This window comes from Kribbella rubisoli (genome assembly GCF_004217145.1).
Lineage (GTDB): Bacteria > Actinomycetota > Actinomycetes > Propionibacteriales > Kribbellaceae > Kribbella > Kribbella rubisoli.
The window spans coordinates 1,022,139-1,046,228 of sequence record NZ_SHKR01000013.1 but is presented as its reverse complement, the minus strand read 5'-3'; the positions used below and the strand labels follow the sequence as shown (position 1 = coordinate 1,046,228).

The following is a 24,090-nucleotide window of genomic DNA, read 5'->3' as shown; positions in this document are numbered from 1 at the left end:
GCCACACTTCACCCAGATTCCGCCTGTGACCACAATGAACTCAACCACCGCTGCGGCCACAACGCAGACGCCGTACCCGCTGGAGGTCCACGATCGTCGCCACCTGATCCCCATCGAAAAGGACACCGCCATGAGGCCGATGCTCTGGGTCACCACAGCAGTGCTCGCGCTGGTCAGCGCGACCGCCTGCGGCGCGACCGCGGACAAATCCGACACGAACGCCGACAGCGGCAAGCCCGCGACCGGGCTGCGGCTGATGGTGCCGAACGCGGCCGGAGGCGGGTACGACACCACCGCCCGGGTCGCGGCGAAGGTGATGGAGGACGCGAAGATCGCGACCGGCGTACAGGTGTTCAACCTGCCGGGCGCCGGCGGCACGGTCGGCCTGCAGCGGGTCGTGAACGAGAAGGGCAACGGCAAGCTCGCCATGCAGATGGGCCTCGGCGTGGTCGGCGCGACGTACACCTCGAAGTCGAAGGCGACGCTCACCCAGACGACCCCGATCGCCAAGATGATCGAAGAGGCCGGCGCGATCGTCGTACCGAAGAACTCGCCGTACAAGACGATCGGCGACCTGGTGACCGCGTGGAAGGCGAACCCGAAGGGGATGGCGGTCGGCGGTGGCTCGTCGCCGGGCGGGCCGGACCACCTGCTGCCGATGCAGCTCGCGCAAGCCGTCGGCATCGAGCCGAAAGACGTCAACTTCGTCTCGTACGACGGTGGCGGCGAGCTGCTGCCCGCGTTGCTGGGAAGCAAGATCGCGTTCGGGGCCAGTGGATTCGGTGAGTTCCTCGACCAGGTCCAGAGCGGTCAGGTGCGCGTACTCGCGGTGACGAGTGAGCAGCCGATCGAGGCGCTGAAGGACGTGCCGACGCTGAAGGGCTCAGGCATCGACCTGGTGTTCACGAACTGGCGTGGCATCGTCGCGCCGCCGGGGATCAGCGACGCGGACAAGAAGGTCTGGATCGACGCGCTGACGAAGATGCACGACTCCGCGGAATGGAAGTCCGAGCTGGACAAGCACGGCTGGACCGATGCGTTCGTGACCGGTGACGAGTTCGGCAAGTTCCTCACCGACCAGGACAAGGCCGTCGCCGACATCCTCACGAAGCTGGGCCTGGCAGCATGACCGAGGCCGCTACCCGGCGGCCGGATCGTGCGCAGTACGGAGTGTGCGGGTTCCTGGCGGTGGTCGGCGTCCTGGTGATCGTCGACGCCGCCCGGCTCCAGCACATTGCCAACAGCAACGATCCGATCGGCCCGAAGCCGGTACCGATCGTCCTCGGCATCCTGCTGCTCGTCGTCGCCGTCCTGTACGCCGTGGACGTCGCGCGGGGCGGGACCGGTGAGGCCGAGGAAGGCGAGGACGTCGACGTGACGTCCTCCGTCGACTGGCGCACCGTGCTCACGCTGATCGCCGCGTTCGTGGTCAACCTGGCGCTGATCGAGCCGCTGGGCTGGGTGATCAGCGGGACCCTGCTGTTCTGGGGATCGGCGTTCGCGCTCGGCAGCCGGCACCACATCCGCAACGTGTTCATCGCAGTCGCGCTGGCGCTGATCACGTTCTACGCGTTCGCGATCGGGCTGGGCGTCAACCTGCCGGCCGGCGTACTGCAAGGGATCTTGTGATGGACCTCCTTCAGGGATTTGCAGATGTCCTGACACCGATCAATCTGCTTCTTGCGTTGCTCGGCGTCACCGTCGGTACGGCGGTCGGCGTACTGCCCGGGATCGGGCCGGCGATGACGGTGGCGCTGCTGCTGCCGATCACCTACGGGCTCGAGCCGGTGCAGGCATTCATCATGTTCGCCGGCATCTTCTACGGCGGGATGTACGGCGGCTCGACCACGTCGATCCTCTTGAACACGCCAGGTGAGTCGTCATCGGTGGTGACGGCGATCGAAGGCAACAAGATGGCGCGCGCCGGACGGGCCGCGCAGGCGTTGGCGACCGCGGCGATCGGGTCGTTCGTGGCCGGCACGATCGGGACGCTGCTGCTCGTGCTGGTTGCGCCGCAGGTGGTGAAGTTCGCGATCAGTCTGGGTGCACCGGACTACCTGGCAATCATGCTGCTCGCGTTCGCCGGTGCGACCTCGGTGCTCGGATCGTCCCGGATCCGTGGGTTCGCGGCGCTACTGCTCGGGCTGGTGATCGGGCTGGTCGGGATCGACAAGGTGACCGGCCAGCAGCGACTCACGTTCGGCGTACCGCAGCTTGCCGATGGCATCGATGTCGTAGTGGTTGCCGTTGGCATCTTCGCGGTCGGCGAGGCGCTCTGGGTCGCGGCCCATCTGCGGCGGAACCCGGGCACGGTGATTCCGGTCGGCCGTCCGTGGATGGGCAAGTCGGACTGGCGTCGTTCGTGGAAGCCGTGGCTGCGCGGTACGGCGTACGGGTTCCCGATCGGTGCGTTGCCGGCGGGCGGCGCCGAGATCCCGACGTTCCTGTCGTATGCGACCGAGAAGAAGCTGTCCAAGCACCCGGAGGAGTTCGGGCACGGCGCGATCGAGGGCGTGGCCGGGCCGGAAGCCGCGAACAACGCGTCGGCAGCCGGGACGCTCGTACCGATGCTCGCGCTCGGTCTGCCGACGAATGCGACCGCAGCGGTGATGCTGGCCGCGTTCACGTCGTACGGCATCCAGCCCGGGCCGCTGCTGTTCCAGCGCGAGCCGAGGCTGGTGTGGGCACTGATCGCCAGCCTGTTCATCGGCAACCTGATGCTGCTGCTCCTCAACCTGCCGCTGGCGCCGGCCTGGGCGAAGCTCCTGCAGATCCCGCGGCCGTATCTGTACGCCGGGATCATCTTCTTCGCCTCGATGGGTGCGTACGCCGTGAACGCGCAGCCGCTCGACCTGTTGCTGCTTCTGCTGCTCGGGCTGCTCGGTTTCGGGATGCGCCGGTTCGGTCTGCCGGTGCTGCCGCTGATCATCGGCGTGATCCTCGGCCCGATCGCCGAACGGCAGGCGCGGATGGCACTGCAGTTGTCCAACGGCGATGTCTCCGGGCTGATCGGCGGACCGGTCGCGTACGTCATCTACGTGGCGATCCTGTTGATGATCGCCTGGCCGCTGATCGCCAGACTCAGCCGGAAAATCATGACGAAAGATGTCGTATATTCCGGCGGACAGTGAGGTATGACGGATTTGCAGCGCGCCTGGCTGGGTGTGGTCTCCGCGGACCATACCCAGCGGGCGGTCGAGGGCGGTTTCATCCAGCTCAACCACGGCAAGCGGTACGGCGTCGCGCGCCTGCGTGAGGGCGACGGGTTCGTGATCTACTCGCCGACCGAGCGGTACGGCGAGAAGCAGCCGCTCCGCGCGTTCACGGCACTGGGCGTGGTCGCCGACGCAGCGCCGTACCAGGCTGAACCGATGAACATGGGCTCCCACGGCATCGTGCAGCCCTGGCGCCGGCGGATCGAGTTCCTGCCGGTGCAGCGCGCCGCAGTACGCGAGGTGGAGCTCGAGCTCACCCGGCAGCCGAACTGGGGCTACCAACTCCGGCGCGGCCTCGTCCAGCTCGAGCCCGAAGACTTCGAGGCGTTGCGGTCGGCCATGTCAGTCTCGTGAGGCGAGCGGGACGAAGACCTGGTCGACGATCTCGGTCAGGACTTCGGTGGAGACTGCGGTCGCGCCGTTGAGGGCGTATTCGTTGCGGAGCAGGTCGACGGCGACGGTGGCCACGCGTGGCGTGAGCGCTTGCTGGCCGACTTCGCCGCGGCTCGCGGCGCGGGCCAGGACGGTCAGCCAGTGCGAGACGCCGGCGCGGGCGACCTGGTCGCGGAGTTCGCGCATCCGCTCGGGGTCGGACTGGATGTCGGCGAGAAGCTGGCGCAGGATGCGACCGACCGGAGAGGACATGCGGTCGTTGGCACGGGTGAGCAGTGCGAGCGCATCCCCGCGGAGCGAGCCGGTGTCGGGAGTTGAGTCGGGACCGGTCGGGAGCATATGACGGTACGCCGCGATGCACAGCGCGGCCCGACTCGGCCAGCGACGGTAGATCACGTTCTTCGCGGTCCCGGCGCGCGCGGCGACGCCGTCCATTGTCAGCTCGCGGTACCCGACCTCGGTCAGCTCCTCGACCGCCGCCTGCAGGATTGCCTCCTCCAGCGCCGCACCCCGTCGCCGTGTCGTCACGATACTCAGGGTATCCCATGACATTCGACCTACTTCCGTGTGATTGCAGCCTCTTAAGCTACTAGCAGTATCTTAAGAGAAAGGTTCGGCATCATGCGTAAGCTCCTCCCCGGTCTGCTGTGGGACATCGGTCTACCGCTCGTCGTCTACTACGCCGGCCGCATCCTCGGGTACGACGTACTCCCCGCCCTCGCCGCTGCCGCGGGTGCCGCGCTGGTGCGGGTCGCCGTCATCGCCGTCGTACAGCGACGGTTGAACGGGCTGGCCGCATTCGTCGGTGGGACGTTCGCCGTACTGCTCGTCATCTCGCTGCTCACCGGTGATCCCCGGATCCTGCTCGCCAAAGAGTCCGTGTTGTCCGGCGCGGCGGGGTTGCTCCTACTGGGCTCGGTCTTGCTCGGCCGCCCGCTCGTCTACTCCTTGGCCCGAAAGGCCAACGCTGCCAAGCCCGAACTCCTTGCCGAATGGGACGACCGCTGGCGCGACCAACCGACGTTCCGACGGCACTTCACCACCCTGACCGCGGTCTTCGGCACCGTGCTCCTGGCCGACGCGATCATCCGCCTGATCCTCGTCTACACCCTCCCCGTCAACACCATGGCCAACATCTCCCCCGTCATGCACGTAGCCGCCCTCGGCATCCTGATCGCGTGGTCCCTCTGGTACCGCAACCACCGCCGGCGCGCATTGGAGCAGGCCGGAGCGAGGTCAGGGCATCAACGACGACACCAGCACTAGTGTCGTGCGTCTGAAGTTCATGCAATAAGTCCAGGCCTGGACCGCTGGTCACGCCGGCCGTGCGGCATCGGTCGAGCCCGACATCGACTGGGGAGGATTTCTTCCCGATGCGGGATCCTCGCCGGGGACCGGCCGAGTCCCAGCCGCCGGCCCCGGCCCCCAAACCGGTTTGGGGTGCCGCGGGTGGTTCACGATTGCCCCGCGGGCAGGCCGCACGGGCACTTCGGGGAGCCCTACCCCCTGAAACGACCAGCAGGACTCCCCGAACCCCAAACGTGGAAGCCCACTGACCGCTTATTCGACCGCTGACCCGCAGCAACCGGTCAGCGTTGAAACAACCCGCCAGCCGCCACGCCGAACGACCTCACGGCGACGACACCGGTACTAGGTTCCGGGGCACCCGAGTTGGCGTCTGCGATGGAGCGCTCCACCTCGGCGGGCTACCGTTGCCTCGGGCAACATCCGCAAGTGAGTGCGGCTGTGGATAACAAATCTCCTTGAAAATAAAGACTTCTGGGTTTGAGAACTGTCGGTGGGGGCGTATATCGTCAGTGGCATGGAACTTCTGGACGAGCGGCCGGCGTGGTCGATGAGTGACGGCGAACTGCTGGCCGCTCTCGACGCCGTGGATGCCGATATCGCCCGGAAGGAGACCTATCGGCTGCAACTGGTCGCACGCATCGACGAGACTGGCTATGCCGAGGAACTCGGCGCCCGGGACGCCGTCGAGCTGCTGACCCTCCGGCACCGCCAGAACCGTCGTGACGCCTACCGTGACGTCAAGCTCGCCCGGGCCCTGCCGAAGTACGGTGATGTATCCACCGCTCTGGTTGCGGGCATCCCAGCTCCGGGCGTTGCCGACGCGGGACCTGCTGACCGCGGGTGGTTGTTGCGTCCGGCGCAGGCCGCGGCGATCGTGTCCGCGCTGGAGCGGGTGCGCTCGAGGGTGCCGGTCGAAGACCTCGATGTGGCGGAGAAGCAGTTGGTGAGCCTGGCCGCGCACCTTCCGCCAGACGAGCTCCGCGCGACCGCCAAGCAGATCTGTGACCTACTGGACTCCGACGGCCCCGAGCCGGATGAACGCAGAGCCTACGCCCGAGAGTCCTTGACACTGGCCCCTGCGGAGAACGGAGTGAAGTTTCGCGGCTACCTCGCCAACGAGAACGCCGAACTCCTCCGAAGCCTGATCCACGCCGGCGCCCGCCCCCACAAGACGATCGACGGCGAACTCGACCCCCGACCCCGCGACAAGCGCCAGGCCGACGCTCTCACCATCGCCTTGACCATCGCCGCAGCGGCCACCGACGCCGGCTACCAACCCCGCCCGGCGAGCAACCCGCCATCGACGCCGGACGATGGCACCGCGGCCGCTGACGCTGGTAAGGATGGATGGCTGCCCGGATTCGGGGCGAAGGCAAACGTCACCATCACCATCGACTTCGATGACCTCAAGACCGCAACCGGCAACGCCACCGGTCAACTCGTCCACGGCGATGGACTGTCCGCGGCAACCATCCGCCAGCTGGCCTGTGACGCAAGGATCCTCCCGCTCGTGCTGGGCTCGAACTCGGAGCCGCTCGACGTCGGCCGGTCGGAGCGGCTGGTCACCCGGGCGATGCGCCGCGCCTTGAACACCCGCGACAAGGGCTGTGTGGTCTGCGGTGCCCCGCCGATCATGTGCGACGCCCACCATGTGAAGTCTTGGATCGACGGCGGCGAGACCAAAATCGAGAACCTCGCCCTACTCTGTCGCCGACACCACAGCGACCTTCACAACGGCCACTGGACCATCACCATCACTGACGGCGTCGTCGACGTGAGCCGCCCCGCCTGGGCCGACCCACCGCGCAACGCCGCACGATCTGGTTCACCGCACACACCATCCGACATACCAGCGCCCTCGCTCTCCGGTTTGACCGACAGCAGACCGGAGCGGTCTGAGCGCAACGCACCGACACCTCCCGAGCCGACGCCGACTGCGTCGGTCCGGGAGGCGACGTACCGCGCCATCTGGGGTGAGGACCCGACGCCCCGGACCGATCGGGCGACCCCGGGTCGCGTCACGTCCTCGTGCGGCCGGCAGTTCGATCCATGGGCGGAGTTCCCCACCGCAGCCAGCTCCGAGCCCAGCCCGTAGCCCGCGCCGACACCGCCCAACCGGCCTACCCAGGTCGACGTACGGCGTTGCTCGTCGGCAAAGCTGCAGACGACCTAGTCCGTCAGCTCACGGATGTCGCGTGCAATGGTTTCGAGTTCTTCAGGCGAGAGGACCATCGAGGTCTCGAGCACCCAGAAGTTGCGCCGGTGCCCATGTCCACCCTGGAGCTTGATCCGCAGACTGAAGTGATCCGGGCCCCCTGCCGGCCGCGGGCCGTGGATGAGCTCAAGCCTGAGCGCACTGGACAGCCCCCAGGTCATGGAGGAGTTCTCCCACTCGGGCCAATGAGCTACGACCTGCTCGAAGTACTGCGGCAGGCCGGCGTAGTCGTGCCAGAGGTCGAGCCTGGTGTTCGCAGTGACGTCGTGGTTCCGGAGCTCGGCTTGCAGGTAGCGGCGCTTCTCTCTCGGCACGTAATCCGGCGCGCTGTCCGACGGCCATCGGACTGCGGTCAGGCGGAGGTACTCGTGGGGCTTTCCGATGGTGATGGACTGCATGAGCCCAGTGTTGCGCTATAGGTTCAAGTTATGGCGGCCGTGGGTGATGAAATCTCGGTGGGGGTTGCTCGGCGGGTTGCCCTGGGTGCGCAGGGGTTCGGGGACGGGCGGCCCAAGCGCGGCGATGTGCGGGCGGTGCGGAAGGCGATCGGGCGGGTCGGCGTACTGCAGCTGGATTCGGTGAATGTGCTGACTCGCTCGCATTACCTGCCGGTGTTCTCGCGGGTCGGCAACTATCCGCGGGCGACGCTCGACAAGCTGGCCTGGGGTGCGGACCGGGAGTTGTTCGAGTATTTCTGGGGGCACAAGGCGGCGCTCATCCCGCTCACGGCGTACCCGTTGATGCGGTGGCGGATGCGGGCGGCTGAGCGGCAGGTGTGGGACGAGGAACTGAGCCCGGACGTGAGCGCACCGTGGTCGGTCGTGGCGGGGATGCGGCGGCTGACCGCGGAGCGGCCCGGGTACGTCGACCAGGTGCTGCAGATGATCACCGAGAAGGGCCCGTTGACTGCGGGCGAGGCGAGCCCGGACGGCGTACGGCGGAAGCGCACCGACCCGGATCCGGATCCGGGCACCGGCCGGATGTGGAACTGGCAGGACGCGAAGATCGCGACCGAGTACTTGTTCTGCACGGGCCAGCTGACGATCGCGGGCCGCCGCCACTTCGAGCGGATCTACGACCTGACCGAACGCGTCCTACCCGCCGACCTACTCGCCGCCCCCGAGCTCACCGCCGACGAGGCCCGCCGCGAGCTGGTCCGCATCGCGGCCCGCGGGCTGGGGGTCGCGACTCTCAAGGAGCTCTGCGGAGGCAGCGGCCAGGCACACTTTCCGTTGCCCGCAGCAACCGCTCGGCAGGCCATCGGCGACCTGACCGACGCCGGCGAGCTGATCCCCGTCCGCGTCGAGGGCGTCAAGCAACAGAGCTACCGCTGGCATGAGGCCAAGGACCGCCCCATCGACGCCCATGCACTCCTCTCCCCCTTCGACCCCCTGATCTGGAACCGCGACCGCACTCACCACCTGTTCGACTTCTTCTACCGCATCAGCATCTACACCCCAGCCCCACAACGAATCCACGGGTACTACGTACTCCCGTTCCTCCTAGGTGACCAACTAGTGGCTCGCGTCGACCTCAAGGCCGACCGCCAGACCTCCACCCTCGTCGTCCCCACCCTGACCGCCGAGCCCGACACCCCCGACTTCGTCGAACCGCTGGCCGCCGAGCTGCATCTGATGGCCGACTGGCTGGGCCTCGACCACATCCACGTCCCCGCCGACGGAAAGCTCGCTGGTCAGTTGACCGATCGGATCCGTGTGACGAGTACGCCGGCGAGGACCGTGACGGCTGAGGCCAAGAGGTAGAGGACCGGGTAGCCGCCGAGGTGTTTGACGATGGGGGCTGCGATTGCGGGGGCGAGGACCTGGGGCAGGGAGTTTGCGATGTTGATGACGCCGAGGTCTTTCGCGCGGTCCTGGGCGCTCGGGAGGACCTGCGTGAGCAAGGCGAAGTCGACGGCCAGGTAGACGCCGAAACCCATGCCGAGGATGATCGCGCCGACGATTGCGCCCGGCCAGGTCGGCCAGACTGCGAGCACGACGCCGGCGACGGCCATCACCCAGCCGGAGGCGGTGACGAAGACCTTCCGGCGTTCGGAGCGGTCCGACCAGCGGCCGCAGGTGATCGCGGTCGTGAGGACGCACACGCTGTAGATCGCAGTCAGGATCAGTACGCCGGTGTCCGGGTCGTCGACGCCGACCTCGTCCTGCAGGTAGTAGAAGAGGTACAGCGTGCCGAGCGCATTGCCCACGTTGAACAGGAACCGCGTCAGCCAGGCCCAGCCGAAGTCCGGGTACCGTCGCGGGCTGATCCAGAACCCACGAAGGAAATCGCGCAGTACGAACGTCGGACGCTCCACCAGTTGCACGTCGTGACTGCGCAACAAATACGGCACCACCGACAACAGCAGGAACACCGCGCAGGCGGCGTACCCGAGCGCGTAGCTGTCGAAGGCTGCAGCAAGCGCAGTACCGACCAATGCGCCCAAGACCTGCGAGATTGCCACCCAGCCGCCGACCCCGCCGCGTTGGGCGACCGGGACGCGATCCGGTACAACGGCTGTTGCCGCGGCGAGGAGTGCGTTGCCGAACAGTTGCATCAGGCACCAACCGAGCAGCATCAACACGATCAGATGCGCACCGGCCAGAATGCCCAGCCCTACCGCTCCGCCGACAGCACCGGCCACCACCCACGGCACCCGCCGGCCGAAGCGTGACGTGGTCCGGTCGGAGATCGCGCCGAACGCCGGGTTCGCGAACACCGACACCGCGGCGCCGACTCCGGTCACCAGCCCGAACACGAACTCCTTGTTGCCCGGAGCAACCGACTCGGACTGCTTCGCGAGCAGCACCTGGATCGGACCCAGCCAGGCCGCGAATACCCCGACGTTCGCCAGTACGACGGCCGCCGTCCACCCCGGCCGCACCCGCACGGTCGGCTCCGCCAGCGCGGACGGCACCACCCCCGGCTCGGGAATCATGCCCGGCTCTGAGCGATCAGATCACGCAACCAGTGATACGACGCTTTCGGCGTACGCTCCTGCGTCTTGAAGTCCACGTGCACCAGGCCGAACCGCTGCGAGTACCCGGCCGCCCACTCGAAGTTGTCCATCAGCGACCACTGGAAGTACCCGCGGACGTCGATCCCGTCGTCCATCGCGGCCCTCAACGACCGTAGGTATCCGTCGAGATAGTCGATGCGCCGCTGGTCGGACACAACCCCGTCGACGGGCTCGTCGTTGATCGCGCAGCCGTTCTCGGTGATGTAGATCGGCGGCAGCCGGTCGCCGTACCGCTCCTTGAAGATCCGCAGGATCTCGCCGAACGCGTCCGGCACGACCGGCCAGCCGAAGTCCGTGGTCGGGTAACCGGTCAGTGTCCGCGGCTCGAACGGCAGGCCCGGCGGCAACAGCACGCCATCGGTCGCCGCGGTGTCGGCGTGGCCGGTGGCGACGCCGACCGAGACCGGCGCGTAGTGGTTGATGCCGAAGAAATCGAGCGGCGTCGAGATGATGGCGAGATCGTCGGCAACCGGACCAGGCATCGCGTCGCCCATGCCGTTCGGGTACTCGCCGAGCAGGATCGGGTCGGCGAACAGCCAGTTGATCAGGTTGTCGTACAGCGCGGCCGCTTCCTTGTCCTCAGGACTGTCGCTCGCGGGCCAGGTCGGCGCGTGGTTGCTGGCGATGCCGATCTGAGTAGCACCGGCGGCTCGAAGCGCCTGCACCGCGCGCCCGTGCGCGAGCAGCTGATGATGCGCGACCGGGAGAGCGTCGAACACCAGCTCCTTACCGGGCGCATGCGCGCCGAGCGAGTACCCCATCAGCGTCAGCACCATCGGCTCGTTGATGGTCATCCACATCGGCACCCGATCCGCGAACCGGGCACCGACCAGAGACGCGTACTCCGCGAAGCGGTCGGTGATGTCCCGTGAGAGCCAACCGCCGGCGTCCTCGAGCGCCTGCGGGGTGTCCCAGTGGAACAGCGTCGGCGCCGGCTGGATCCCGGCGCCGAGCAGGGTGTCGATCAGCCGGTCGTAGAAATCCATTCCGGCCGCCACAGCAGGCCCACGACCCGACGGCTGGATGCGAGGCCAGGAGAACGAGAACCGGTAGGTGTCCACCCCGAGCTCCCGCATCAGCGCGACATCCTCGGCGTACCGGTGGTAGTGGTCGCAGGCGACCTCGCCGGTGTCGCCGTTCAGGATCCGGCCGGGCTCGGCGCAGAACGTGTCCCAGGTGGAGGGACCGCGGCCGCCCTCGGCCACGGCACCCTCGATCTGGTACGCCGACGTCGAGACCCCCCAGCGGAATCCGGGCGGAAAGATCAGATCAGCTGTCATTCGCATCATCCTCATCTGGGCTGGTGTCCTGCGGCCGCGGCGGCTCGACCTTGTGTACGACGACGGCCGTGCCGTACGCCGCGACCTCGCTCATCGTCTGAGCGATCTCGTTGCAGTCGAACCGCATCGCGAGGATCGCGTTCGCGCCCATCTGCTGCGCCATCTGGCACATCCGCATCACCGCGACGTGCCGCGACTCGGCCAGCATCTGGGTGTACTCCGGCACCTCGCCGCCGCCCAGCGACCGGAAGCTCGCGGTGAAGTTCGACCCGAAGTCGCGGCTCCGCACGGTCAGCCCGAACACCTCGCCGAACACCTTGTCCGCGGTGTACCCGGGCAGGTCGTTCATCGTCGAGACCAGCACCGGGTACGGCGAACCCTGCGGCGCGACATGCGGCGCAGGGTTCTGAGCCGGCTGGTAGTTGCCCGGCGCCTGGCCGTACCCGGGCTGCTGCCCGTACCCCTGCGGCGGCGGCCCCTGCTGGTAGCCCGGAGGCGGCCCCTGGTACCCCGGCGGCGGGCCCTGCTGGAAGCCCTGCTGCGGCGGGAACGGCTGGTTCGGAGGAAAGTTCTGGTTCATGCCCTCATCCTGACAGGCCCGGGGGCATCACCATCTGAACACCTGGAACTCATACAGCGAATACCCGTAAGAGGTCGCGCGCTGCGTCCCGGTGACCCGGACATATCTCGCCTGGGTCGGCGCGAAACGCACCACGTCCTCGCCACCATCGCCGGTCGTCGTCGCGTACACCTGTTGCCACGTCGCCCCATCCCGGGAGACCTCGACCTTGTACGACTTCCCGTACGCCGCCTCCCAGTCGAGCACCACCCGGCGTACGGTCTGCTCGTTGCCGAGGTCAACCTTCAGCCACTGCGGATCCGACCAGTCGCTCGCCCACCGGGTGTCGGGCTTCCCGTCGACGGCCTGCGCCGGCGGCGAGTTGTACCACCCGGTCTCGTAACTGCTCGCCGTCGCCGTCTTCCCGACCGCCAGGTTGGTGAGGTCGTCACCGCGCCGGGCCGGGAACTCGACCACCTGCTGGTACGTCGGCCGGTTGACCCACGCGATCCGGTCCTGCGTGATGCCGCCCATCGGCTGATGCGCGATCTGGTCGGCGCAGAACTGGTCGCCCGCGGCACAGTCCGCCGTCGCCGGGTACGTCGTCGCGGCCGGCACCTTGGTTGCCGCCAGCAATGTTTCCGTCAGCACGGACCGACAACCGGCCAGCGATCCGCCGCCGCAGTACGTCACCGGCTGAGCTGCCTTCACCGGGTCGCCGAGAACCTTGCGCATGTCCCGCTGGACGAAGCCCCACCAGCCGCTCTGGAACGACGAACCCTGCGCACTGGGCCGCTCGTCGATCTTGAGGTTCGCGACAAGTGCGCCGTACAGATCTGGTCCGAGGTCCTTGAACTCGGCGGGCACGAGCCGCGGCCACCAGGCATCGATGATGCGGATGGCGTCGGCGTTGTCATAGGTCCTCGACGACGCGTTCGGAGTCTTGCGGTGGGCGCCGGCCTGTTGCCAGGCGGTCAGCTTGGCAACGGCGTCGGCGACCGCCGGGTCGGTGATCGGTGCGGACTTCAGGACTCTGAGCAGATAGGGCAGCACCTGGTCGCCGCGCAGGTCGACCGTGGCCGCGTCCTCCATCGCCTCAACCAGCTTGCCGCGGGTGAACTTCTGCCCGTTGCTGATGATGGCCTTGATCCGGTCGTCGAGCGGCTGGCTGCGGTAAACCGCGTTGTAACCCCACTGCCCGTCCGACGCGGAGTACCCAGGCGCCTGCTTGTTGTTCCAGCTGGTCAGGTAGTCCTGGTTCACCACCTGCGGATGCTGCGCCGCCGGCGTGTACGTCGCGCGATTCGTGTCCGGGTTCCAGCCCTGCCACTCGTACGAGCTCCAGGTCGGCAGGTTCGGGTCGGCGCCGGCCGCGCGGACCGGGTTGTCGCCGGAGTTGAAGTACGCGATCGAATCCTTGTCGGTGTAGAACCAGTTGAACGTGTATCCGATGTTCGCGGCGGCCTTCTGGAAGTCGGCGGCAGAGTGGATCCGGTCCGGGTCGTTGAACTGCATGAACCCGAGCGCCGACCCGGCCTCGTTGCCGTACGTCGACCTGTTCTTGGTGAACAGCACCGGCTTGCCGCCGACGGTGCCGCGATGCGAGACGATGCCGTACTTGGTGCGCAGGGCAACCAACGTGTACGACCCCGCGGGTTCGGACGAGCCGAGGCTCGCGTACCACGCGTTGTGCCGCTCCAGCCGCTCGATCGGGACACATTGCCCGCGGAATTCGTAGTACTGCGAGTCCTTGGTCGGCGTCCCACCACCAGGCTCACACAGCGGTACGGCGAACGTGTCGGTGATGTCCTGCCCCGCGGATGTCGCGCTCCACGAGTAGTCGGGGCCGCGGCCGATCAGCGTGTAGAAGTTGAGGCCGGCGAACGCGATGCCGCGCGAGCTGACCCCCGGGCCTTGTAGCTCTTGGCGCATCAGCAGCTGCGGCGCGAAGTACCCGGTCTGCGGACCGTAGACGGCGATCGGATTGCCGCTCTGCGTGTTTGCGCCGGAGACCACCAGCGCGTTCGACATCCCCTTCTTGCCGAAGCCTTCGGGGAAGAATCCGTCGTCGAAGATCCCCTTCAAGGAGTCCGAGCCCTTCGGCGCGGGCTTGGCGGCCGCGGTCTTGTTCGCGGTCTGGTCGATGACCTCGGGCTCTGCGGTGACCGAGCCACGGTCCGGCATCGCGCGGCCAGCTGGGTTCGGACCGGTTGTGCCGTAGGGGAACGACGTGCCGTTGTGCACCGTCGTACTGGCTTCGGGGTCGTTCTGCGAGCGGAACGACTCCCACACCTTGGTGCCCTGGGCAACGCCGTACTTCGCTTGTGCTTCAAGCAATGCGAGCGCTGACGTGACTTCCGCGCCACCACCGGTACCGAAGATGCCCGCGACGACCGCCGCGGTGGCGACGACGTCCGTCACCTTCCAATGCGGAGTCGGCCACTGCAGACCGAGGGCGACGTACTCACCCGGGTACGCGATGCCGATCGTGTCGATGTAGTGGTTGACGCCGTCGACCCAGGCCTGGATGTCCTGCTGCATCTTCACGCCGTCGGCGCCGTAGAGATCATCGGCATCGTCGAACTGCCGCTGGAGATCGGCTTCGGTGTACGGCGCGGTGCGCCAGAACTCCTGCTCGAACTCGCGGTTCGCCGCCGCTCCGCCCGCGAACGGCGTCAGTTGGCCGCGACCAAGGTGGCGGAACACGTCCATCACGAACAGCCGGTCCTGAGCTCCGGCGTACCCGGCGCCGAACATGGTGCCGAGCCGCGTGGTGCCGGTGATGTGCGGGATGCCGCGCGACTTGTCCCGCACGATGGTCACGTCGCTGCGTGGATGGGTCGTGCTCGCGACGTCGTCCGGTTTCACCCCGAACGACGAGTCGTCGTAGTACGGCGCGAGGCCCTCGTCGGTGATGCCTTGCGAGTTCCAGACCAGATCCTGGTAGGGCTTCACCGTGTCGCTGAAGTGCGCCGGTCTGACGCCTAAGGCCTTGAAAGCAAGGAGATCCGTGAAGGTCGCATTGCCGTTCTGACCCGGCGGCAGGATGTCGCGACATTGCTCGAGGCAATAATCTCCGGGGGTCGCGGCAACGGCTTGCGGCGTTGCCTGGGTCGGCGCCGGCAGGGCCGCGAGGACGGCGGTGACAGCGGCGGCGGCGATCCCGATACGAAGGCGGGTGCGAAGGCGGGTTCGGAGTGCGGGGCGGGGCACGGTTCCCTCCTCAGATGGGGTAAAAGTGAGAATGACTCACCAGTAGCATTCGGGTCAAGAACTCACGTCCAGACTCTCGCCAATTGCTGTCCGTGACCACTACGCTCTGCATCACCATGACCATTCATGAGCGTTACCGCTTGAGTGTGGTGATCAACGCCAAGGGGACGTTTACCCCGCTCGGGGTGTCCCGGAGTTCCGACGGGGTGGCGGAGGCTGTCGCACAGGCACTGCCCGAATTCTTCGTGATGGACGAGCTCGGCGATCGTGCCAGCGAGGCCATCGCACAGGTAACAGGGGCCCAGGCCGGCGCGGTCGTGCACTGCACCGCGGCCGGCATCACCCTCGCGGTCGCCGCCACGATGACCGGCGGCGATCCCCGGCGTACTGCGGCGTTGCCGGACGCAAGCGATATGCACAACCGCGTCGTCCTGCCGGCCTGTCAGGTGATCGACTACGGACACACCAACCTGCAGGGGATCCGGCTCGCCGGCGCGCAGGTCGACCTGGCCGGCGACGAGAACGGTTGCACGATCGCCGAGCTGGAGGACGAGCTCGACGGGCCGGATGTGGCGTGCCTGATGCTGGTGTCGTCCCGGCTGACCCACGGCGAGCCGATCGACCTCGTCGCCGCGGTCCGTGCCGCGCATCGTCGCGGCGTACCGGCGATCGTCGATGCGGCAGCGCAGTTCCCGCGGATCGCGGACCTGCTGGCGACCGGCGCGGATCTGGTGCTGGTGAGCGGGCAGAAGTACCTCGGCTCGCCGACCGCGGGGCTGGTCGCCGGGAGTTGGCCGCTGGTGCAGGCGCTGCGGGCCCAGGAGAAGGGCATCGGACGGGTGATGAAGCCGACGAAGGAGGCGATCGTCGGCGTGCTCGCGGCCCTCGAGGAGTGGCAGGCGTTCGACCGGGTGAAATGGGAGGCGGACGAGCTCGCGAAGGTCGACGCGTTCGTCGACGCGGCCTCCCGGATCCCCGATGTCATCGCCGAGGTGGTGAAGGACCCGACCGGGCTGCAGATCTCGCGGGTCCTGCTCAAGGTCGCCGACGCGAAACGCGTCGCGACCGAGCTCGAGGCCGGTACGCCGTCGATCTACGTGATGACCGACCGGATGGCCGAGGGCGAACTGATGCTCGAGCTCGTCCCGCTGGACGGCGACGAGATCGCGACGATCCTCGCCCGGCTGTGGGCCGTCCTGACATGAGTCGGCCCTGATCCCCTTGAGTACAAGGGAATCAGGGCCGTCTGCAATCAGTGCTGGTAGGACTTTCCGTCGGTACGGCGCGGGCCGCTGCGACGCGGGCCGCCGTTGCCGCCCTGACCACGGCCCGGACGGCTGCTGCCGCCGAACCGCTTGCCGCCGCCCTTGGCGAAGCGCTGCGGCTTCGGGGCCGGGAGCTTCACCGGGTACCCGGACGGCTTGGTGCCGCCGGTCAGCTCGGTGACCAACTCGTCACCCGGACGGGCCCGAACCGGCTCGGCCTTGACGCCGGCGGTCTCGGCCATCCGGATCATCCCGCGCCGCTGGTGCGGCAGCAGGAGGGTGACGACGGCGCCCTTGCCACCGGCGCGCGCCGTACGACCGGCGCGGTGCAGGTAGTCCTTGTGCTCGGCCGGCGGGTCAGCCTGAACCACCAGGCCGACGTCGTCGACGTGGATGCCACGAGCCGCGACATCCGTTGCCACGAGCACCGGCACCGAACCGTCCTTGAACTGGTCCAGCGTCCGGTTGCGGACACCCTGGGTCAGGCCGCCGTGCAGCGCCGCGGCCATCACGCCACGGTCGCGCAACTGGGTGGCGATCCGGTCGGCGCCCAGCTTGGTCCGGACGAACACGATGGTCCGGCCGTCCCGGCTGGCAAGCTCGGCGGTCAGCGACTGCTTGTGACCAGGCTCGATCACCAGCAGGTGGTGCTCCATCGTGCTGACCGAGGCCTGGCCGGACTCGGTCGAGTGCTGCACCGGGTCCTTCAGGTAGGTCTTCACGATCTTGTCGACGTCGTTGTCCAGCGTCGCCGAGAACAGCAGGCGCTGACCCTCCGGCGGCGTCATGTCGAGCAGCGTGGTGACCGCCGGCATGAAGCCCATGTCGCACATGTGGTCGGCCTCGTCGAGCACCGCGATCTCCACGGCGCCGAGGTCGGCCGCACCCTGCTCGCACAGGTCGATCAGACGGCCCGGGGTGGCGATCAGCAGGTCGACGCCACGACGCAGCGACTCGATCTGCTTCGGGTACGGCAGCCCACCGGCGATCAGCTTGAGCGACACGTTCATCACGTGCGCGAGCGGCTCGAGGGCGTCGTGCACCTGCATCGCGAGCTCACGGGTCGGGACCAGGATCATCCCGCGCGGGCGGCGCGACTCGGTGTGGCCGCCGGCCAGACGCATGAGCGTCGGGAGCCCGAAGCCGAGGGTCTTGCCGGAACCGGTCTGGCCGCGACCGAGCACGTCCTTGCCGGCCAGCGCGTCCGGGATGGTCGCGGTCTGGATCGGGAACGGCGCGGTGATGCCGTCGCGGGCCAGCCGCTGCACAAGCCGTGGCGCGAGACCGAGCGCGGCGAACTGGTTGTCATCGGCAACAGTGCCGAGGTCCACCGGCTGCTCCTCGAACTCGCCGCGGCGCGCGTCCTGCGACGGACGCCGCTCGAACGGCTTGTCGTCCCGCCGGTACGACGAACGGTCGTCGCGCTGGTACGACGGACGCTCGCTGCGCTCGAACCGGGGACGCTCGTCGCGGTCGAACCGCGGCTTGTCGTCGCGCCGGAACTGCGGCCGGTCGCCACGGTCGTCGCGGCGGTCCGTGCGCTCGGGCCGGTTGTACTGCGGCTTGTCGCCACGGTCGCCACGGTTGTCCCGGTTGTCACGGCTGTCCCGGCTGTACTGCGGACGGTCGTCGCGGTTGAAGCGCGGACGCTCGTCCCGGTTGAACTGCGGCCGGTCGTCACGACGCGGCGCCGGACGGTCGTCGCGGCTGTCACGGTTGTACTGCGGACGGTCGTCGCGGTTGCGGTTCTCGTAGCGCGGGCGCTCGTCGCGGCTGCGCTCGCCGGAGCGGTCGTCGGTGCGGTCATAGCTGCGCTGGCCGCGGTCCGGGCGGGCCGGCTCGGAGCGGTAGCCCTTCACCGGCTTGCTGTCCTCGCGCGGTGCTTCGTACGAGGCGTTCGCGGCGAGGCGTTCGCCGTACGACTGGTTCTGGTACTTCTTGTGCCGGGGCTTCTTGGCCCGCCCGTCGGCGGACTCGTCCTGCTGGTGGTGCTGGGTCACGCAAACTCTCTCTCAGTTTCACGGACGAATGGCGCCGGTTCGCAGCCGCACGGAAACGCCGGTCAGGAAATCCTGATCGGACAACGTGCTCAGCAGGAGACGGGCATCGACCTGCGGGTGCTATCGCGTTGCACCCATGTCGCCGGACTCTCAGCGGATGCTGAAACCGACGGGTCGGAGCGCCTGGGAACATCTCTGGTGACGCGACGCGCGCACCGACACGAGAAAAGTATAACCGATCGTGACGGCGCCCCTGACCACGCCGCCGACCAGGCCGCCGACGACGCGCCGATGACCAGACCACCCAGCCGACTGGTGCTCCCGGCACCCACCTCGCACAGTTCAAGCGTGGTTGAGTTCTTGGAACGCCGTCCTAGGGTGGCGGTATGGCGGAGGAGAACGTCCCCAGCAAAGAGCATTGGCTCTCGATCGGGGAGATCGCACATCGGTCCGGGGTGGCCGCGTCGGCGTTGCGGTTCTACGAGGACCAGGGCCTGATCGCGTCCCGGCGTACGGCCGGCAACCAGCGTCAGTACCAGCGAAGCACGCTGCGGCGGATCGCGTTCGTGCAGGCGGCCCAGCGGGTCGGTCTGGCGCTCGCGGAGATCAAGGGCGCGCTGGATTCGCTGCCCGAGGACCGTACGCCGACGCGCGCCGACTGGAGCAAGCTGTCGAAGACGTGGCGCAGCCGCCTCGACGAACGCATCGCCGAGCTCGAGCGCCTCCGCGACGACCTCGACACGTGTATCGGCTGCGGCTGCCTCAGCCTCCAGCGCTGCAACCTCTACAACAAGGAAGACCGCCTGGCCACCCGAGGCCCCGGCGCCCGCCTCCTCAACGTCGGCATCCCCGGCGAGTCATAACAACCCACGCTCCACAACGCTGACGAGTAGCTCGGCGGCGGCTGCTGCGTCGTACTCCGGATCGCCCAGCGACTCGGACACGATCGCGTCGATCCCGCCACCGATCACCAGCGCGGCCGACCGGAGATCCACCTCCCCGGTGAGCCTGCGTGCGTCGCGGGCCGCGGCGATCAGGTCCGCCACAGCCGACCACCGCGCCTTCGAATCGGTCAGCGGCGCGACCGACGTCATCGCCTCGACGATCATCCGCACATGCCGCGGCCGCTCCCGCAGATGCCCGACCATCGCCCGGATGTACGCCGCCGGCGCGTCGGCCGGCCCCGCAGCATCCACGGCCGCCCCGACCGCCTCCACCAGCTCCGACAGCACCCGCGCATGAGCAGCCTCAACCAGGGCCTGCTTCGACGGGAAGTGATACAGCACTCCCGCCTTCGTGATACCGGCGCTCTCTGCGATCCGCCCGAGCGACGTCGCGGCGTAGCCGTGGTCGGCAACCAGTTCGGTGGTGACGTCGAGCAGCTGCGCCCGGCGCGCTTCCTCGGTGAACGTGAGATTCCGGCCACGCGCTGAAGGCATGACGTCAACTTACCGTATGGTGGGATTACCTACCACTCGGTTAGGAGAGATCATGCCAAGGATCGGCACTTGGAGTAGCGCCGCCGGGCGCGAGGACTATCGCGGCAAGTACGACGCGGCGATGCGGGACCTTCCCACGCCGGCAGCCGTTCGCGATGTGAGCACGGAGTACGGCGAGGTCCGCGTGTACAGGTTCACCGGCGCGCCAGGACCGGCCCCACTCGTCCTGCTGCCCGGTACGTCATCAGGCACCCCGGTTTGGGCCGATCTGCTGAAGCGTCTGTTGGCGATCACCGACGTCTACGCGATCGACCTGCTCGGCGAGCCGGGGATGAGCGCCCAGACCAAGCCGATCAGCTCCGACGAGGACAAGGCTGCCTGGCTGGACCAGACGCTCGAAGCCCTGCCGGAGCAGCGGTTCAACCTGCTCGGGCTGTCGATTGGCGGCTGGACTGCGATGAATCTCGCCGTGCGGCGGCCGGAACGGGTTGCGACTGTCACGGCGCTGGATGCGGTCAACGTGTACGACGGAATACCGCTCGGCACCGTGTTGAGGTCGCTGCCGGCTGCGGTGAAGTGGCTGCCGCGGTCATGGCGGGACCGGTTCAACTCGTACACGGCAGGCGGGAAGCCGGTCGAACAGGTGCCGGTGGCAGACATGATCGAGTCCGGCATGAAGAACTACACGATCCGTCAGCCGCAACCACGCCGGATCACCGAAGAGCAGCTGGCCGCGCTCCCGATGCCGGTGCTCGCGATCATCGCCGGCCGCTCGGTGATGCATCGCCCGGCGACCGCCCGCAGTACTGCGGAGAGGGCATTGCGGACCAAGACCGTCGCGTTCTATCCGGACGCCTCGCACGCAATCAGCGGTGAGTACCCCGCCGAGATCGCCGCCGACCTGCGCGCGTTCCTGCTCGAACACCCATAGGACCGGAGCTATGGCCGGCATAGAACGGCGGTCGTGATTCGCGGGTTATCCCCTGGGTTTTCTGCGATCTGATGCGGAATTCCTGGGGGCTTGGGAGCATCCGATGGTGGCGATCGGTAATCCGCCCGTCGCTATCCGCCACCGATTCGGAGTGAGGCCCTCCATGTCGCATCGCCGTATCCTGACCAGTCTCGCGGGGCTTGCCGCCGCCGCGCTGGCCGTGCCCGCGTTGGCAGCGTCCCCCTCGACTGCCGCGCCCGCCCCTGATTCGCACAGCTCGCACGTCTCGACCGCCGCCACCCGCGCGGCGTACGTCGGCTCGCCGCAGGACGAAGCCGCCACCAAGGCGTTCTACGACGCCGTGATGAAGTCCGCCCGCGCCAAGATGGCCAAGCAGGCCAAGGCCGGCCAGAAGGTCACCGCCGTCACGGTCACGTACGCCGTCGACGCGCCGACCTACGCGTCCCAGATCGCGTCCAGTTCGTCGATCTGGAACTCGAGCGTCAGCAACGTGAAGCTCGTCGAGGGCAGCAACTACGACTTCTACTACACCGAGGGCAACGACCCGCGCGGTTCGTACGCGTCCACCGACGGCCACGGCAGCGGCTATGTCTTCATCGACTACGCCCAGTCCCAGGAGTACGACCAGACCCGCATCGTGGCGCACGAGACCGGCCACGTCCTGGGCCTGCCCGACCACTACTCCGGCCCGTGCTCCGAGCTGATGTCCGGCGGCGGCCCCGGCCCGTCCTGCACCAACCCGTACCCGGACTCGACCGAGCGCTCCAAGGTCAACGCCCTCTGGGCCAACGGCAAGACCAGCCTCCCGCTGGCCGCCTTCCACACCTCCAAGTAACCCCCAACCTCCGGCCCGGAGCCGCCCGGCAGGGGACGGTTTCCGGGCCGGAGCTCTCAGATGTCCCTTCTGACCGGACCCGTCGAGCCCCGGACGACCAGTTCGGGGCGGAACAGGAACTCGGTGTGCGGCGTGGCGTGGCCGCGGACCTCTTCCAGCAAGGACTGCACCGCGGCAAGCCCCATCGCCTGCACCGGTTGGCGGATCGTGGTCATCGGCGGATCGGTGAACTCCATCATCGGGGCGTCGTCGTAGCCGACCACCGAGAAGTCGCCCGGTACGGCGAGGCCGCGCTGGCGGGCGGCCCTGATCACGCCGAGCGCCATCATGTCGGAGCCGCAGACGACCGCGGTCACGTGCGCATCCAGCAACTGCCGGCCCGCTGCCTCGCCACCCTCGACCCCGAACATGCTCAGCGCGACCATCGGATCGATGTCCTCGTCCGACACCCCCAGCTGCGCCTTCATCGAGGTCCGGTACCCGGCCAGTTTCCGCTGGACGACGATGAACCGCTCGGGCCCGGACGCGAACCCGATCCGGCGGTGGCCGAGGGCAACGAGATGCGCGACCGCGAGCTCCATCGCGGCGTACTCGTCCGACGACACGAACGGCGCCTCGACCGACGGCAGCCAGCCGTTGACGAACACCACCGGCAGCCGTCGCTCCACCAGCGCCTGGTACCGGGCGTGGTCCGCGCCGGTGTCGGCGTGCAGCCCGGAAACGAAGATGATTCCGGAGACGCCGCGCTCGAGCAGCATCTCGACGTACTCCTCCTCCGTGGCTCCGGAGGGTGACTGTGTGCAGAGCACCGGGGTGAAGCCGCGCTGCGACAGCGCGGACTCGATCACCTGGGCGAACGCCGGGAAGATCGGGTTGATCAGCTCCGGCATCACCAGCCCGATCAGCCCCGCCGACCGCCGCCGCAACCGGGTCGGCCGTTCGAACCCGAGGACGTCGAGCGCGGTCAGGACGGACTGTTTCGTCTCGTCCGCCACCCCCGGCTTGCCGTTCAGTACCCGCGAGACCGTCGCCTCACTGACCCCCGCCTTGGCCGCGATATCCGCCAGCCGCGCTCTGCTGCTCACGCCCGGCACTGTACCCAGCCGACGCCTGACATTTCAGCAAGATCCTGCAAGAACTTGCAGACTGCGCAGGGATGTCCACAACGTGAACAGAACGGACACGTCACACGCCGCATACCTTGTCAGGACGAGCGGGCCAGGCGAGGATAGGCGGACTCCCCCGCCTTGGGGGTGCCTTTACTCGGATCGTCCGGCACGTTCCTGCCGGTGAAGGGAAGAAATCGTCATGGCTACTGTTTCGTTCAAGGCGGCGACCAGGATCTACCCCGGTTCTGACACGCCGGCCGTCGACAAGCTCAACCTCGAGATCGAGGACGGCGAGTTCATGGTGCTCGTCGGCCCGTCGGGTTGTGGTAAGTCCACCTCGCTCCGGATGCTCGCCGGCCTCGAAGAGGTCAACGAGGGTTCGATCTACATCGGCGACCGCGACGTCACGCACCGTCCGCCGAAGGAGCGGGACATCGCGATGGTGTTCCAGAACTACGCTCTGTACCCGCACATGTCGGTCGCCGACAACATGGGCTTCGCGCTGAAGATGCAGGGCGTGTCCAAGGAAGACCGCGCCAAGCGCGTCATGGAGGCCGCCAAGCTGCTCGGCCTGGAGGAGTACCTCGAGCGCAAGCCGAAGGCCCTGTCCGGTGGTCAGCGTCAGCGTGTCGCCATGGGTCGCGCCATCGTGCGTAACCCGCAGGTCTTCCTGATGGACGAGCCGCTGTCGAACCTCGACGCCAAGCTGCGGGTGCAGACCCGTACGCAGATCGCCGAGCTGCAGCAGCGTCTCGGTGTCACGACCGTGTACGTCACGCACGACCAGGTCGAGGCCATGACGATGGGCGACCGGGTGGCCGTGCTCAAGGACGGTCTGCTCCAGCAGGTCGACACCCCGCTGAACCTGTACGACAACCCGAAGAACAAGTTCGTCGCGGGCTTCATCGGCTCCCCGGCGATGAACCTGATCGAGGCCGAGATCACCGAGACCGGCGCCAAGGTCGGCGACTACGTGATCCCGCTGCAGCGGAGCCTGCTGGCCAAGGCCGGCAGCGACAAGACCCTGACCGTCGGTGTTCGCCCGGAGGCCTTCAAGGTCTCCGACGAGGGCCTGCCGGTCAAGGTCGCCGTGGTCGAGGAGCTCGGCGCCGACGCGTACCTGTACGGCACCGCGGAGCACAACGAAGAGCACCAGCAGATCGTCGCCCGGATCGACGCCCGGATGCCGGTCGAGAAGGGTTCGACCATCCGCCTCGCGGCGGTGCCGGACAAGCTGCACCTGTTCTCCACCTCCACCGACGAGCGGCTCACCGCCTGATCGTCAGCA

21 protein-coding genes are annotated in these 24,090 nt (G+C 67.9%); 12 read left to right on the top strand and 9 right to left on the bottom strand.

Going from position 1 to position 24,090, the window contains the following annotated elements; all coding sequences use genetic code 11:
- Positions 1-130 precede the first annotated feature (130 nt).
- From EV645_RS25175 to EV645_RS25160, 4 genes are read left to right on the top strand one after another with little or no spacing between them, the layout of a single operon-like run.
- On the top strand, positions 131-1,129 hold the full coding sequence (locus tag EV645_RS25175; RefSeq protein WP_130446397.1) for a Bug family tripartite tricarboxylate transporter substrate binding protein: 999 nt from the start codon (positions 131-133) through the stop codon (positions 1,127-1,129).
- Entirely contained in the window at positions 1,126-1,629 is a 504-nt protein-coding gene (locus EV645_RS25170) for a tripartite tricarboxylate transporter TctB family protein (protein WP_130446396.1), read from the top strand. Before EV645_RS25175 ends, EV645_RS25170 begins: the two co-directional genes overlap by 4 nt.
- Positions 1,629-3,131: a tripartite tricarboxylate transporter permease gene (locus tag EV645_RS25165; protein ID WP_130446395.1), complete on the top strand. Its 1,503-nt coding sequence runs from the start codon at positions 1,629-1,631 to the stop codon at positions 3,129-3,131. Before EV645_RS25170 ends, EV645_RS25165 begins: the two co-directional genes overlap by 1 nt.
- A 3-nt stretch (positions 3,132-3,134) precedes the next feature.
- Positions 3,135-3,569, top strand: a complete 435-nt coding sequence (locus EV645_RS25160) for an EVE domain-containing protein (protein WP_130446394.1) — start codon at positions 3,135-3,137, stop codon at positions 3,567-3,569.
- Here the strand turns inward: EV645_RS25160 and EV645_RS25155 are convergent.
- On the bottom strand, positions 3,558-4,136 hold the full coding sequence (locus EV645_RS25155) for a TetR/AcrR family transcriptional regulator (RefSeq protein WP_242000632.1): 579 nt from the start codon (positions 4,134-4,136) through the stop codon (positions 3,558-3,560). The two genes, EV645_RS25160 and EV645_RS25155, sit on opposite strands and share 12 nt — an antisense overlap.
- Before the next feature lie 93 nt (positions 4,137-4,229).
- Here EV645_RS25155 and EV645_RS25150 point away from each other — a divergent pair, with 93 nt between their 5' ends.
- Together EV645_RS25150 and EV645_RS25145 are read left to right on the top strand one after the other, a co-directional pair.
- Positions 4,230-4,874 carry a VC0807 family protein gene (locus EV645_RS25150; RefSeq protein WP_130446392.1) on the top strand — a complete coding sequence of 215 codons (645 nt, stop codon included), beginning with the start codon at positions 4,230-4,232 and terminating at the stop codon, positions 4,872-4,874.
- Positions 4,875-5,430: 556 nt separating this feature from the next.
- Complete coding sequence (locus tag EV645_RS25145) at positions 5,431-7,011, top strand: HNH endonuclease signature motif containing protein (protein WP_130446391.1); 1,581 nt, start codon at positions 5,431-5,433, stop codon at positions 7,009-7,011.
- Between the two features lie 74 nt (positions 7,012-7,085).
- Here EV645_RS25145 and EV645_RS25140 read toward each other — a convergent pair whose 3' ends face one another.
- Positions 7,086-7,529, bottom strand: coding sequence for a DUF6228 family protein (locus EV645_RS25140; protein ID WP_130446390.1), 444 nt, complete (start codon positions 7,527-7,529; stop codon positions 7,086-7,088).
- A gap of 30 nt (positions 7,530-7,559) precedes the next feature.
- Here EV645_RS25140 and EV645_RS25135 point away from each other — a divergent pair, with 30 nt between their 5' ends.
- Entirely contained in the window at positions 7,560-8,894 is a 1,335-nt protein-coding gene (locus tag EV645_RS25135) for a winged helix-turn-helix domain-containing protein (RefSeq protein WP_130446389.1), read from the top strand.
- Here EV645_RS25135 and EV645_RS25130 read toward each other — a convergent pair.
- Genes EV645_RS25130 through EV645_RS25115 form a run of 4 tightly spaced genes read right to left on the bottom strand, consistent with a single transcriptional unit; the run spans position 8,825 to position 15,202 of the window.
- A complete protein-coding gene (locus EV645_RS25130; RefSeq protein WP_130446388.1) occupies positions 8,825-10,069 on the bottom strand; it encodes an MFS transporter in 1,245 nt (414 codons plus the stop codon). The genes EV645_RS25135 and EV645_RS25130 overlap by 70 nt on opposite strands.
- Positions 10,066-11,430, bottom strand: a complete 1,365-nt coding sequence (locus EV645_RS25125) for a GH1 family beta-glucosidase (protein WP_130446387.1) — start codon at positions 11,428-11,430, stop codon at positions 10,066-10,068. Before EV645_RS25125 ends, EV645_RS25130 begins: the two co-directional genes overlap by 4 nt.
- The gene (locus EV645_RS25120) at positions 11,420-12,010 is read right to left on the bottom strand and encodes a YbjQ family protein (protein ID WP_130446386.1); all 591 of its coding nucleotides are present in this window, start codon (positions 12,008-12,010) and stop codon (positions 11,420-11,422) included. The genes EV645_RS25125 and EV645_RS25120 overlap by 11 nt, the downstream gene beginning before the upstream one ends.
- A gap of 27 nt (positions 12,011-12,037) precedes the next feature.
- Positions 12,038-15,202, bottom strand: coding sequence for a penicillin acylase family protein (locus EV645_RS25115; RefSeq protein ID WP_130446385.1), 3,165 nt, complete (start codon positions 15,200-15,202; stop codon positions 12,038-12,040).
- Between the two features lie 116 nt (positions 15,203-15,318).
- Between EV645_RS25115 and EV645_RS25110 the strand changes: the two genes are divergently transcribed.
- The gene (locus EV645_RS25110; RefSeq protein ID WP_130446384.1) at positions 15,319-16,407 is read left to right on the top strand and encodes an aminotransferase class V-fold PLP-dependent enzyme; all 1,089 of its coding nucleotides are present in this window, start codon (positions 15,319-15,321) and stop codon (positions 16,405-16,407) included.
- A gap of 47 nt (positions 16,408-16,454) precedes the next feature.
- Here EV645_RS25110 and EV645_RS25105 read toward each other — a convergent pair whose 3' ends face one another.
- Positions 16,455-18,467 (bottom strand): DEAD/DEAH box helicase, encoded by a 2,013-nt coding sequence (locus EV645_RS25105; RefSeq protein ID WP_130446383.1) that lies wholly within the window; start codon positions 18,465-18,467, stop codon positions 16,455-16,457.
- Between the two features lie 386 nt (positions 18,468-18,853).
- On the opposite strand from EV645_RS25105, the gene soxR reads away from it, so the two are divergent.
- Positions 18,854-19,330 (top strand): redox-sensitive transcriptional activator SoxR, encoded by a 477-nt coding sequence (gene soxR, locus EV645_RS25100; RefSeq protein ID WP_130446382.1) that lies wholly within the window; start codon positions 18,854-18,856, stop codon positions 19,328-19,330.
- Here soxR and EV645_RS25095 read toward each other — a convergent pair.
- Complete coding sequence (locus EV645_RS25095) at positions 19,325-19,906, bottom strand: TetR/AcrR family transcriptional regulator (protein ID WP_130446381.1); 582 nt, start codon at positions 19,904-19,906, stop codon at positions 19,325-19,327. The genes soxR and EV645_RS25095 overlap by 6 nt on opposite strands.
- 52 nt (positions 19,907-19,958) lie before the next feature.
- On the opposite strand from EV645_RS25095, the gene EV645_RS25090 reads away from it, so the two are divergent.
- Positions 19,959-20,837 (top strand): alpha/beta fold hydrolase, encoded by an 879-nt coding sequence (locus EV645_RS25090; protein WP_242000631.1) that lies wholly within the window; start codon positions 19,959-19,961, stop codon positions 20,835-20,837.
- A 163-nt stretch (positions 20,838-21,000) separates the two neighbouring features.
- Positions 21,001-21,693, top strand: a complete 693-nt coding sequence (gene snpA, locus EV645_RS25085) for a snapalysin (RefSeq protein WP_130446379.1) — start codon at positions 21,001-21,003, stop codon at positions 21,691-21,693.
- Between the two features lie 56 nt (positions 21,694-21,749).
- On the opposite strand, the gene EV645_RS25080 is transcribed toward snpA, so the two are convergent.
- Positions 21,750-22,778: a LacI family DNA-binding transcriptional regulator gene (locus tag EV645_RS25080; RefSeq protein WP_130446378.1), complete on the bottom strand. Its 1,029-nt coding sequence runs from the start codon at positions 22,776-22,778 to the stop codon at positions 21,750-21,752.
- A gap of 223 nt (positions 22,779-23,001) precedes the next feature.
- Between EV645_RS25080 and EV645_RS25075 the strand changes: the two genes are divergently transcribed.
- Complete coding sequence (locus tag EV645_RS25075; protein WP_130446377.1) at positions 23,002-24,081, top strand: ABC transporter ATP-binding protein; 1,080 nt, start codon at positions 23,002-23,004, stop codon at positions 24,079-24,081.
- Positions 24,082-24,090: the final 9 nt, after the last annotated feature.